Source organism: Bacillus cytotoxicus NVH 391-98, assembly GCF_000017425.1.
Classification (GTDB): domain Bacteria; phylum Bacillota; class Bacilli; order Bacillales; family Bacillaceae_G; genus Bacillus_A; species Bacillus_A cytotoxicus.
In genome coordinates, this window is record NC_009674.1 from 647,891 (window position 1) to 660,390 (window position 12,500).

Consider the following 12,500-nt stretch of genomic DNA (forward strand, 5'->3'; position numbering starts at 1 on the left):
TAATTATTTTTATCTAATGTCATACATGAATTTTACTTAAAAGTTAATTGTATGGGTAATTATTTTAATTTTCAATAAAATAGATTATGAAAATTTACATATTTTAATTTAATGATAGTATTTCCATAAAAGGTGAGATATTCTAGTCATAGGTTAACCGGATAAAATCATAGGATCCCAACGATATGTTTTTTTATTACTTAATGATAAATGGAGGATTTGTTATATGAAAAAGAAAGTACTTGCTTTAGCAGCGGCAATTACATTAGTAGCACCGATGCAAACGGTAGCATTTGCGCATGAAAATGACGGGGCATATAGAGTTGGAAAACTTCAGGGCTGGTCTGCTGAAGCTCGACATCAAGAGGGAGTAAATTCTCATTTATGGATTGTCAATCGTGCAATAGATATCATGTCTCGCAACACAACAATTGTAAAACAAGAGCAATTGGCATTATTAAATGAATGGCGTACAGATTTAGAGAATGGTATTTATTCTGCTGATTATGAAAATCCTTATTATGATAATAGTACATTTACTTCTCATTTCTATGATCCAGATAGCGGGAAAACGTATATCTCATTTGCTAAGCAAGCAAAAGAAACTGGTGCAAAATATTTCAAACTTGCTGGCGAATCTTATCAAAATAAAGATATGAAACAAGCATTCTTCTATTTAGGTTTATCTCTTCATTATTTAGGAGATGTGAATCAACCAATGCATGCAGCAAATTTTACGAATCTTTCTTATCCACAAGGCTTTCATTCTAAATATGAAAATTTTGTAGATACAATAAAAGATAACTATAAGGTAACAGATGGAAATGGATATTGGAACTGGAAAGGAAGTAATCCAGAAGATTGGATTCATGCAGCGGCAGTAGTAGCAAAACAAGATTTCCCTGGCATTGTAAATGATAATACAAAAGAGTGGTTTGTGAAAGCAACTATATCACAGGAGTATGCAGACAAATGGCGTGCTGAGGTTACACCGATGACAGGGAAGCGTTTAATGGATGCACAACGTGTTACAGCTGGATATATTCAACTTTGGTTTGACACATATGTAAACCGTTAAGAGTAATTTGAGAAGGCCAAATATGTTGTATTTGGTCTTTTCGAATATAATAAATGGAGGTAGTGAATGATGAAAAGTAAGTTGTTAAAAGGTATTCTTAGCTTTGGAATTGGTTTGACAGCCTTATATAGTTCTTCTGCACAGGCTGAAACATCTAGTGATAGCGATACATTCAAAATAATGACACATAATGTATATATGCTATCAACAAATTTGTATCCAAATTGGGGACAAAAGGAGCGAGCAGACTTAATTGGGGAAGCGAATTATATAAAAAATCAAGATGTTGTTATATTAAATGAAGTATTTGATAATAAAGCTTCAGACAGTCTATTGCAAAATCTAAAGAAAGAGTATCCAAACCAAACAGCGGTATTAGGTCGCGTTAATGGAGATATGTGGGATCAAACGTTAGGTAATTATTCTTCTGTAGCCCCTGAAGATGGAGGAGTTGCAATCGTAAGTAAGTGGCCAATTGTGGAAAAGGTACAATATGTATTTCAGAAAGGATGCGGGCCAGACAATCTATCTAATAAAGGATTTGTCTACACAAAAATTAAGAAAGATGATCGTTTTATTCACGTAATTGGAACGCACCTACAAGCAGAGGATAATCAGTGTGGAAACATTTCACCATCATCGGTGCGCACAAACCAATTAAAAGAAATTCAAGAGTTTATTCAAAAGAAAAATATTCCAAGTGACGAGTATGTAGTCATTGGTGGAGATATGAATGTAAATAAAATAAACAGTAATCATACGTCAGAATATGAATCTATGTTTAAAACATTACATGCAAGTGTACCATCGTATACAGGACATACTGCAACTTGGGATGCAACAACAAATAGTATTGCAAAATACAACTTCCCAGAGGCACCAGCGGAATATTTAGACTACATCGTTACAAGTAAAGATCATGCGACTCCAACATATTTAGAGAATAAAGTATTACAGCCAAAATCTCCTGAATGGTCTGTCACTTCATGGTTTAAAACATATACATATAATGATTATTCAGATCATTATCCAGTAGAGGCAACAATCATTATGAAATAAGTGAAAAAAGTTTCTTCTTTGTGGAAGAAACTTTTTTATTTGGTTTGGTGACAGGAAAATAGAAGTTTCTCTCCAATATGTATAAGACAAATAGAGAAGGGGAGCGAACGATGTGGAAAGAGAGATATTCCAGAAGGTTGCCTTACCATGTGCGTTTCTTGATGAAAGTGCGTTAGAGAGAAATATTGAATCAGTTATTCAATTGAGTGGTGGAAAGAAGATTCGTATTGCAAGTAAATCATTACGTTCTGTTTCTGTCATGAAACGAATATTAGCTTCAGATCATTGTTTTCAAGGGATTATGTGTTTTTCACCTAGGGAAGTATTGTACTTAGTTCAGCAAGGATTCGATGATTTATTGTTAGGATACCCGGTGTATGATGAGCCTTCTTTAACGGAGATTAGTGTAATGACAAAACAAGGATTGGTCATTACATGTATGGTAGATTGCAAGGAACATGTTGTTTATTTAGAGAAAATCGCGGAAAAATCAGGTGGTTGTTTTCGAGTTTGTATTGATATTGATATGAGTAGTCATTTTTATCAGTTTCATTTTGGAGTAAGAAGGTCTCCGGTGAGAAGTGTATCAGAAGCGTTACGAATTGTGAAGCAAGTTATGCAATCTCCTTATTTACAAATGGATGGAGTAATGGGATATGAGGCACAGATTGCTGGTGTTGGAGATCGTGTACCAAAGCAGTGGTTTAAGAATAAAGTGATTTCTTATTTAAAAAGAAAGTCGGCAGTAGAGGTAACAAAAAGAAGACAAAGTATTATAAACGGGATACAAGCACAAGGAATTCAATTGCGGTTTGTAAATGGTGGAGGTACAGGAAGTATAAAAACAACGAGACAAGATCGATCTGTTACGGAAATTACAGTAGGTTCGGCATTTTATGCTCCAAAGCTGTTTGACTATTATAAGGAGATAAGTTTTGAACCAGCTGTTGGTTTTGCGTTACCTATTGTTAGGAAAGCACTTCCTCATATTTATACTTGCTTAGGAGGAGGATACATTGCTTCAGGATCGATGGGAAGAGATAAACAGCCAGAAGTTTGGAGGCCGAAAGGAGCTAAACTACTGTCCTTAGAAGGAGCAGGTGAGGTGCAAACGCCTGTTTTCTATAAAGGAAATGAGCAAATAGAGGTTGGGGATGTTATATTGTTTCGACATAGTAAAGCAGGAGAATTATGTGAGCGTTTTCGTTCCTTGTATCGGATTAAAGAAGGAGAGATTATAGGGGAATATACAACATATCGGGGGGATAGCCAATGCTTTCTATAAAAGAGCAGAAATGGAGAAATTGGACTGGTAATGTGGAAGGAATTCCACAATATACGATGTATCCAAAGAGTGTCCAAGATGTTGTTGAAGTAATTCATATTGCCAAAAAGAAAGAGAAAAAGATTCGTATCGTTGGCTCTGGTCACTCATTTACACCTCTTGTACAAACAGAAGACATTTTAGTTTCTTTAGATGAACTAAAAGGAATTGTAGACGTAGACACGCAAGCGATGGCGGTAGAAGTCTGGGCAGGAACAAAACTATATGATTTAGGACAGTTACTTCAACAGACAGGTTATGCACAAGAGAATTTAGGGGATATAGATTCGCAATCTATTGCTGGGGCTATTAGTACGGGAACACATGGAACGGGTATTACATTTGGGAGTCTATCAACCCAGGTGCTCGAAATTACAGCTGTTCTTCATTCGGGAGAGATTATTGTTTGTTCTGAAAAGGAGAATTCTGATTACTGGAAAGCCTTTCAACTATCACTTGGATTGCTCGGTATTATTGTGAAAATAAAATTGAAAGTTATTCCTGCATATTCACTCGTCTATGAAAGTAGAAAAGAGCCTTTTTCTCTCGTTATGGAAAAGTTAGAAGAATATAAACAAAATCGTCATTTTGAATTTTTTGTTTTTCCGTATTCCAATCATGTTCAAGTAAAGTTTGCGAATGAAACAGAAAGAGAAGCAGGAGATTTAAAATGGCATAAGTTAAAAATTGAATTGCTAGAGAATAAAGTGTTTTCGTTATTATCTAATGGATGCAGACGATTTCCTTCTATAAGTAAAAGAGTAAGTCAACTGTCAGCAAAAGCAGTACCAAACATGAAAATAATTGGACAGAGTTTCCGAGTTTTTGCAACATCTCGAAATGTCCCTTTTTATGAAATGGAGTATAGTATTCCTGCTCAATATATGCGAAATGTAGTAAAGGAGATTTATGAGCTTATTCAAGAAAAAGAGTATCAAGTACATTTTCCTATCGAATGTCGCTATGTAAAAGGAGATGATATATGGTTAAGTCCAGCTTATGAGAGGGACTCAGCTTATATTGCTGTTCATATGTATAAAGGTATGAAATATGCAGATTACTTTGGTGCAGTAGAACAAATCTTTCAAAAGTATGAAGGGCGTCCACATTGGGGGAAAATGCATACAATGACATATGAACAATTACGAGCTATGTATCCGAAGCTGCATTCATTTTTACAGGTGAGACAGTTATTAGATGAAACAGGGCTTTTTTTAAATCCATATATAGAAAAAATATTCTCTATTAAGAAAACAAGGTGATACATGTTTTTATCATTTCAGGCTTAATCCTATTAGGAATCACCACTCTCTCTTACTGTGAATGTGAGGAAGTTAGAACACTCCTATCAATTTCAGGTGATAAGCAAATAGAAGCCCCCCACTTCTAAGCGAGCCGTAGGTGGGGGAGTTTACTTCATGTGTATAACATTAGACTTTGAAGAAAGAATACAGTGTTGAAACTGTTGTTTCCATGTTGCTAAGCCTGTTTTCTTTTTATGAGAAATCCATTCGTGATAATCTTCTTGTGTTTTCCACAATATACGAATCATATACTCATTTCCATAATCTGTACGTTGTATATGATTGAACTCGATGTTAATAAATCCATGAGTACTAGAGAGTGGATAATAGTTTTGAAGTGATTGAATCACTTCGGTTTCATAGCCAAATTTAATATGAATCAGTTTCGTAATAATAAACATAGGCACACCTCTTTATATACATGATAAAAAATTATATAAATGAATAACGATATAAATATTATACTATTCTGAAAATTAAAAGTAAACAAAAGGAAAAAGCATATAAGGGGATAGAAGGGATTTAATTTAGAATAGAACAAGGCTATTCTATTAAATAGAACAGCCTTTTAAATAAGGGATAATCATGGTGAAAAAATTCTTCTATCTATAAAAAGAGAATAGTAAGGACACCGACGATTACACAGTAAAATGAGAAATATTTTAAGTTTCCTTTAGCCATAATGTTCATAAACCATTTTAAAGAAATATATGTCATGATAAATGTTGCAATGAATGCTACAAGATAAGGAATAAATAATGTATTTAAATTAGGATCTTTTGCAATATCTGTAATACTTAGTAATAATCCGCCTAAACTAACCGGAATATATAGTAAGAATGAAAAACGTAAAGCTGTTTCTTGTTTCATGCCAAGTAACATTGCTGCAACAATTGTAGCACCCGAGCGGCTAATACCAGGAACTAACGCACAAGCTTGAGCCAGCCCAACAATAATCGCATCTTTCATTGCAAGGTCTCCATCATTTTTACGTCCACGTAAATTGCGAATAATCCAAAGACCAATGGCTGTAATAATGAGTGAAATTCCAACCATTTTGACCCCTTTTAGGTAATATTCAATATGATCTTTAAATAACACACCAATTACGCCTGCAGGAATTGTGGCAATGATGAGGTAAATAATAAAGAAAAAATCTGATTTTGCCTCTGCTTGTTTTGTGAATAAATAAGAGAAACCATTTTTCGTTAGTCTGATTAGATCATTTCTATAAATGAGTAATACTGCTAATAATGAAGCAGCATTAACAAGCAGCTCAAAACTAAACCCTTCTATTTTTAAACCCAATAAGTGCTGGGCTAGTACAAGATGCCCACTTGAAGAGATTGGGATCGGTTCCGTTAACCCTTGAAATAAACCAAGGAATAAATACTTTAAAATATAATACAATTGTTCCATAACATCCTCCTTATAACGAATAGTTGATATAGACAGCTTTTCTTATTATAGCAAAATAGTGCCAGTAGATTGAAAGAAAAATAAAATTCATTCTTGAATAATAATACAAAGCTCCTACCTTTTGGTAGGAGCTTTGTATTATTATTTTGTTGTTGCAATTTCTTGTATGCTTTTTGATAATTGTGTATCAACTTTTTGGGCATCATCGATATGCTTCATAATCGTCGTATTTAATTTTTCGAACATTTGTTTTGTAGTAGCGAATTCATGTAAAACCTCGTCATTGCAAAGCTTTTGATTTTCAATAGCTTGAATAACATTTGTAGCATCTGTTTGCAATGTTTGGATCATTGTTAAAATAGTTTCAATTCTAGCGTTTGTATCTGCGCTCATTTCGACGCCTTCATCGACTAAATGAAGATTATCTTTCGTATTTTCATATGCTTTCTCAATTTCTTCTTGAATTTTTTTCGTTAAGTTCCCTATGTTTTTTGTGCTTTCAGCTGTACTTTCCGCTAATTTACGTACTTCATTTGCAACGACTGCAAACCCTTTTCCATGTTCACCAGCACGAGCAGCTTCAATGCTTGCGTTTAATGCTAATAAATTTGTTTGAGCAGCGATATTTTGAATCACTTCAACAATTTGTTCAATTTCTTTAGAGCGCTCACTTAAATGATTCATACTATCAGAAGTTCGTTGCGATTGTTCACCTAATTTGTTAATTACAATTAACAAACGATGAACAGATTCTTTTCCTTCGTTAGAACATACGACAATCTTTTCAATAGATTGAATGAGGTCTTGTTCTTTTTGTAACATTTCACTGTTTAATTCATTTGAATTTGTTGTACTTGTAGAAACGTTCTTGAAACTTGCATTTAATTGTTGAATTAAGTCTTGGAGTGTATGATGTTGGCTATTCACATGCTCATGTTCTTTAACAACATTTTGTAAACGCTTATGAATAGAAGAAATGATTTCTTGTTGTTCGATTTCCTTTTGTTGTAATTGAGTTTCTAATTCATGTATGCGATTCTCTAATTGGCTAATTTTCGTTTGCAATGATTTTGTTTGAGTAAACATAGTATTCGCTCCAACCGCCTTTGATTTTTATTTTCTCTATATTTGGATTTTAGCATTTTTAACGCGTTATAAGTATAGTTAATTGTTAAAAATTTAAGAATGTATTACATTATTTTGTAATCCGCGCTCTTTTGTCATGAAAAATAAAATGCATTTAATGAGTTTGTAAACAAACTGTAAAATAAATCATGTATAACTGTATGAGAAGGGAGTCGGATTATGAACTATTTTAAGCGAATCAGTAGCCTTGTATTAGCAGGAATTATTGGCCTTTCTAGTACAGTCGCTGTAAAAGCTGAGTCAAACGACGAGAAATTAAACAACATGCAACAGCAATTGCAGCAGAATAATGATGATATTCAGAAAAAAGAACAAGAGAAGCAAGCTGTTACGAAAGAAATTCAAAGCATTGAGAATGAACTACATACTTTAAATAATACAATTACAAAAAACAAAGAGGATCAAGCTGCTATTCAGCGTAAAATTGATGAAACGCATAAGCAGATTGAACAAAAAAAGAAAGAAATTATCGTTTTAGAAGATAAGGTGCTTGCTCGCAAAGATATTATGAAAAAGCGTATGATTTCTGTACAAAACAGTTCTAATACAAGTTTAGTAGTGGAAGTTGTTGTAGAATCAAAAAACTTTGCTGATTTCTTACAACGTATGACTGCTGTGTCTACAATTTTAGATGCAGATAAAGAAATTTTACGATTACAAGAACAAGATCTTCGTCAAATTGAAGAAGATAAAAAGACAATTGATGAAAAAGAAGCGTCTTTAACTGTAGATAAACAAAAGCTAGCGCAAGCGCAAGCCGAACTACAAGAAAACTTGAAAAAGCGTCAAGAAAATTTACAAAGTGTACAAGAAAAATATAATCAAATCGCAAATCAAATCAATTTAGCTGAACAAGAAAAAGCGAAAATTGAAGCAAATATGAAAACTGTGCAAGAAACGATTGCTCGTGAACAAGAAGCAGCTCGATTAGCAGCAGAAGAGCGAGCGAAAGCAGAGGAAGCTGCCAAGGCTGAACGAGAAGCTTTAGAGAAGGCGAAAGCAGAAATAGCTGCTAAACAAAAACAGGAACAAGCTGCACCTGTAGTAAACAACAATACTTCAAAACCAGAACTGAAACCAACTCCAAAACCTGCTTCAAATGGGAGAGAGATTTATGTAGAAGCTACAGCTTATACAGCAGATCCTTTAGAAAATGGTTATAAGGCAGGAGAGCATGTTAAGTCAGCAATGGGACATGATTTAACTGGAAATCCAAACTTAAAACTAATTGCAGTAGACCCAAGAGTCATTCCATTAGGATCTACTGTGAAGGTTGAGGGGTATGGAATTGCAATTGCTGGAGATACTGGTGGAGCTATTAAAGGACATCGAATTGATGTACTAATGCCAAATAAAGCAGCATCTAGTGCTTGGGGCAGAAGAACTGTTAAAGTTACAATTTTAAATTAAAATCAAATCCAACTTTACATTATGTGAAGTTGGATTTTTTTGTAAATAAATGTTAAGTTGAATTTACATTTTGTAAAGTATAGCATACAATAATGGTAAGGGGTGGTAAAGTTGACCATTTATAATAGAGTAAAGGAGCTAAGAGCTCGTTTTAACTTTACACAAAGTACATTGGCTGAAAAAGTCGGTGTGACAAGACAAACAATTGCAGCAATTGAAAAAGGAGATTATGTTCCTTCATTATTATTAGCGTTAATGATTTGTGATGTTTTTCATCTAAAGATGGAGGATGTTTTTGTTTTAAATAAGGAGGGAGAAGTAGATGAATAAAATCGCTGTTTCGTATATTGTGAATCTATTGTATAGCATAGTATCGTGTTGGGCGTTGGTTGAGTTTTATTATTTTTTTGCAGAGTTTTCGAATATTATAAAATATGACAAATTTTCATTTGAAATATCAATGAACGTCATGCCATTTGTACTATTATTAACTGGAGCTCTTATAGCGTTTGTTTTCTATAAGAGGAAAAAGAAAAAAGTGAAGTCTCTTTCCGTCTGGGTGTATCCGTTATTATTTCCACAGGAAGATGAACGGGAAGAGGGAATGACAGCGAAAGCATGCCGTACTACATTTCTTTCTTTATGGTGTGTATTACCTTTTGCACTTGCATTACTAGTATTCACTCCTTTAGTGAGCCTATATGTTCCTGCATATCCATTGTATATTGTGTATTTTATCTATTTCATTCAAATGACAGTGTTTCACATTTCACTTTATCGAAATAAATTTGCTTAAAGGCGTGTGTATAGCACGTCTTTTATTTTTTACAAAAAATTAATTTATAAAGAGGTAAGGGTTTACAAATGTTTCTTATGATAGAAATTAGATTGAACATGGGGAAGTGAGAAAATGAAAAAAGTATTGTTGTATAGCGGAATCATTGGCATTGCAAGTGTATTATGTCCAGGGAATTATGTGAATGCAGAGTCGGTAGAAAAGAAAATGTTTGTAAATGAAATAGAGGAATTGCCGAAAGGAAGTATATCAAACCCGGCATATCGCGGGAAAGTGGAACAGATGGTGAGGGCTCATAATCAGTGGGGGATGAGGAAACTCCCACTGATTAAAGTTTCACTTTATCATATTCATAAATAAATTCTTATTCCTTTTCACCTCATACTTGTACATATAGTCATCTTATCTTATCATCTTATATAGAAGTAAGACTTTGTAGTGGAAAGGAATTATATATGAATAAGGGGAAAGTATATAGTATATTAGCAATTCTGTTGTTTGTTGTAGGTGGAGTATTAATAGGTAAGCCATTTTATGATGAATATATGGCAGGGAAAAAACAAGAAACGAATGCTCAAGTTGTTCAGAAAATGGAATATCAAAAACAAGAAACAAAATTTGTAGATGCTTCTCAAATTAAGCAGCCCGATTTAGCAGAGGTAGCGAATGCGTCGTTAGATAAAAAACAAGTAATTGGGCGAATTAAGATTCCGAGTATTTCATTGGAACTTCCCGTCTTAAATAGTTCAACTGAGAAAAATTTGTTATCAGGTGCAACAACCGTGAAGGATAAGCAAGAAATGGGAAAAGGAAATTATGCATTAGCTGGGCATAATATGTCTAAAAAGGGTGTTTTGTTTAGTGATGTAGCAACTTTGAAAAAAGGCGATAAAATTTATTTATATGATAATGATAATGAGTATGAGTATGCTGTAACAGGTGTATCAGAAGTAACTCCTGATAAGTGGGAAGTTGTGGAGGATCATGGGAAAGAAGAAATAACACTTATTACTTGTGTATCTATTGCAGATAATTCGAAACGTTATGTTGTTTCAGGTGATTTTGTACAAATGAAGCAAAAGAAATAAAGAAGGTTTACTCGCTTGAGAGTGAACCTTCTTTATTTTTGCCAATATTAAAAAATAATAGAATAAATATATTATGATTACAACATATTAGTATTTTTGTATAATAAAGGTGTATTTTGAGTTTTGGAGGAACAAGAATGAAGAAACAAGTGCGAAAATTATTTTTAACAGCGAGTGTAGCATTATTAGTAGCACCCGCATCTGTTTATGCACATCCAGGAAGAACGGATGCTAACGGTGGACATACGTGCCGGACAAATTGTGAGAAATGGGGATTGCAATACGGAGAATATCATTATCATAACAAACCGGCTTCGAATAATACTACAAATTCTACGACATCTAGTCAAAATAATGGTGCAGCAGAAGCTAAAGCACAACAAAAAGCTGAGGAACAAAGAAAAGCGGAGGAAGAGAGACAGCGTAAAGAGGAAGCGCAACGACAAGCGGAGGAAGAGAGACAACGTAAAGAGGAAGCACAACGACAAGCCGATATAGAAAAGGGTCAAGCAGATGGTCAGAAGAATGGAGAAACAGATTTTCAAGCAGGAAAGAACAATGTAGAAGTACATATAGCTGGAAAATCAGAAGCTTATAAGCAAGCTTTTACACATGCGTATTCTTCAGCGTGGTTATTAGCAGAGCAGAGAAAAGGGCATTTTGAAAAAGGAAAAGAACAAGGATTAGCGCAAGAGACAATGGATGATAGCCAAGTAGCTCCAGAATTTAAAGCAAACTTTGCAGAAGGATTTCAAATAGGAAATAAAGAGCGAACAGAAAAGATTAAAAAGGAACAGGAAGAGATAGGTAAAAAAGATGGGGAAACATTAGCTGAAAAGAATCCTAGAAATAATGAAAAAGAAGAGTATGTAAAAGCATATGAAGCAGCTTATGAAAAATCATATGAAAATACGAAAAAACGAATAGAGAAAGAGGGATATACATATGCATTTGAAAACTATGATTTAAAAGTCCCTTCGAAGTATAAACAAAATGATTTGCAGAAGAAATGGTTTACAGAAGGATTCCATTCGAATAAAAAAGCCAAAAAAATTCGTGAAGAAGGATATAAAAAAGGAGATAGCTGGCTTTCATTTTTCTATAAAAGATTTGTTCCAAGTGAATACAAAGAGCATAAAGAGTTATATAAGCAAGCAATTGAAAAAGGTGAGAGTGCATAAAAAGGTGAGGGAAAGTCCCTCATCTTTTTTATTCCATCCATTTTACTAATTTTTTAGATAGTAACCATAAAACACAACCTAGCACAATTGCGACAGCTCCTATCATGATAAATACTAGAAGTTGTGAAGCTTGCAAGCTGTCCACTTACAATATTAGCAATCCCTGAACTGGCAAGCCAACACACCTATCAGTAAAGAAGCAAGTTTGATTGGAGCTAAGGTGCTTACCATTGATAATCCAACAGGTGATAAGAATAGTTCACCTAATGTATGGAAAAGATACGTAAAAACAATAAAGAGTAAGTGTGCTTTTTCCGCCACATTAGATTCATCGCTACTTGTTTTTAATGTCAAGATTACAAGAACCATATAACCGATTCCAAGCAAAATCATACTAACACCCATTTTTGTTGAGATTTTTAAATCACCGTGTTTTGTAGTTGCAACCTTTGCCCATAGTGCGGAAATAGCTGGAGCAAGTAAAATAATAAATAAAGGATTGACCGATTGAAACTAAGATGTTGGAATTTCCCATCCAAATACGGAGCAATCAATAAATTTATCCCGCTATTTTAGGGCAGTAAGACTCCCACCTCAAGATTCAGAAAGAAGCAAGGAAGATAGGTGGGAGGAGGGCTGCCCGTAACAGCCCGGTTGGTGAGGGCTCATAATCAGTGGGGGATGGAAGAAAACCC

General features: G+C 34.1%; 12 protein-coding genes and 2 pseudogenes. 10 read left to right on the forward strand and 4 right to left on the reverse strand.

Annotation, left to right across the window (positions count from 1 at the left end; translation table 11 throughout):
• Positions 1-226 precede the first annotated feature (226 nt).
• The 4 genes from cerA (at position 227) to BCER98_RS03210 (ending at position 4,723) form a co-directional block, all read left to right on the forward strand.
• Entirely contained in the window at positions 227-1,078 is an 852-nt protein-coding gene (gene cerA, locus BCER98_RS03195; protein ID WP_011983672.1) for a phospholipase CerA, read from the forward strand.
• Positions 1,079-1,147: 69 nt separating this feature from the next.
• Positions 1,148-2,137 carry a sphingomyelin phosphodiesterase gene (gene sph, locus BCER98_RS03200; RefSeq protein ID WP_041810223.1) on the forward strand — a complete coding sequence of 330 codons (990 nt, stop codon included), beginning with the start codon at positions 1,148-1,150 and terminating at the stop codon, positions 2,135-2,137.
• Positions 2,138-2,249: 112 nt separating this feature from the next.
• Entirely contained in the window at positions 2,250-3,422 is a 1,173-nt protein-coding gene (locus BCER98_RS03205) for an amino acid deaminase/aldolase (protein WP_011983674.1), read from the forward strand.
• The gene (locus tag BCER98_RS03210; RefSeq protein WP_011983675.1) at positions 3,410-4,723 is read left to right on the forward strand and encodes a D-arabinono-1,4-lactone oxidase; all 1,314 of its coding nucleotides are present in this window, start codon (positions 3,410-3,412) and stop codon (positions 4,721-4,723) included. Before BCER98_RS03205 ends, BCER98_RS03210 begins: the two co-directional genes overlap by 13 nt.
• 149 nt (positions 4,724-4,872) lie before the next feature.
• Here BCER98_RS03210 and BCER98_RS03215 read toward each other — a convergent pair whose 3' ends face one another.
• The 3 genes and pseudogenes from BCER98_RS03215 to BCER98_RS23570 form a co-directional block, all read right to left on the reverse strand.
• The gene (locus BCER98_RS03215; RefSeq protein ID WP_011983676.1) at positions 4,873-5,166 is read right to left on the reverse strand and encodes an antibiotic biosynthesis monooxygenase family protein; all 294 of its coding nucleotides are present in this window, start codon (positions 5,164-5,166) and stop codon (positions 4,873-4,875) included.
• A gap of 205 nt (positions 5,167-5,371) precedes the next feature.
• Positions 5,372-6,184, reverse strand: a complete 813-nt coding sequence (locus BCER98_RS03220) for an undecaprenyl-diphosphate phosphatase (RefSeq protein ID WP_011983677.1) — start codon at positions 6,182-6,184, stop codon at positions 5,372-5,374.
• Between the two features lie 141 nt (positions 6,185-6,325).
• Positions 6,326-6,829, reverse strand: a pseudogene (locus tag BCER98_RS23570) (methyl-accepting chemotaxis protein); the annotation flags it as partial.
• A gap of 660 nt (positions 6,830-7,489) precedes the next feature.
• Here BCER98_RS23570 and BCER98_RS03230 point away from each other — a divergent pair.
• The 6 genes from BCER98_RS03230 (at position 7,490) to BCER98_RS03255 (ending at position 11,805) form a co-directional block, all read left to right on the forward strand.
• Positions 7,490-8,740, forward strand: a complete 1,251-nt coding sequence (locus tag BCER98_RS03230; protein WP_011983679.1) for a 3D domain-containing protein — start codon at positions 7,490-7,492, stop codon at positions 8,738-8,740.
• A 111-nt stretch (positions 8,741-8,851) separates the two neighbouring features.
• Positions 8,852-9,070: a helix-turn-helix transcriptional regulator gene (locus BCER98_RS03235; protein ID WP_011983680.1), complete on the forward strand. Its 219-nt coding sequence runs from the start codon at positions 8,852-8,854 to the stop codon at positions 9,068-9,070.
• Positions 9,063-9,536, forward strand: a complete 474-nt coding sequence (locus tag BCER98_RS03240; RefSeq protein WP_011983681.1) for a hypothetical protein — start codon at positions 9,063-9,065, stop codon at positions 9,534-9,536. The genes BCER98_RS03235 and BCER98_RS03240 overlap by 8 nt, the downstream gene beginning before the upstream one ends.
• A 114-nt stretch (positions 9,537-9,650) precedes the next feature.
• On the forward strand, positions 9,651-9,896 hold the full coding sequence (locus BCER98_RS03245; RefSeq protein WP_011983682.1) for a hypothetical protein: 246 nt from the start codon (positions 9,651-9,653) through the stop codon (positions 9,894-9,896).
• A 95-nt stretch (positions 9,897-9,991) separates the two neighbouring features.
• Positions 9,992-10,624 (forward strand): class A sortase, encoded by a 633-nt coding sequence (locus BCER98_RS03250; protein ID WP_011983683.1) that lies wholly within the window; start codon positions 9,992-9,994, stop codon positions 10,622-10,624.
• A gap of 137 nt (positions 10,625-10,761) precedes the next feature.
• The gene (locus BCER98_RS03255) at positions 10,762-11,805 is read left to right on the forward strand and encodes a YHYH domain-containing protein (RefSeq protein ID WP_011983684.1); all 1,044 of its coding nucleotides are present in this window, start codon (positions 10,762-10,764) and stop codon (positions 11,803-11,805) included.
• A gap of 28 nt (positions 11,806-11,833) precedes the next feature.
• On the opposite strand, the pseudogene BCER98_RS03260 reads toward BCER98_RS03255, so the two are convergent.
• Positions 11,834-12,369 (reverse strand): annotated as a pseudogene (locus tag BCER98_RS03260) (POT-type proton-dependent oligopeptide transporter); the annotation flags it as partial.
• Positions 12,370-12,500: the final 131 nt, after the last annotated feature.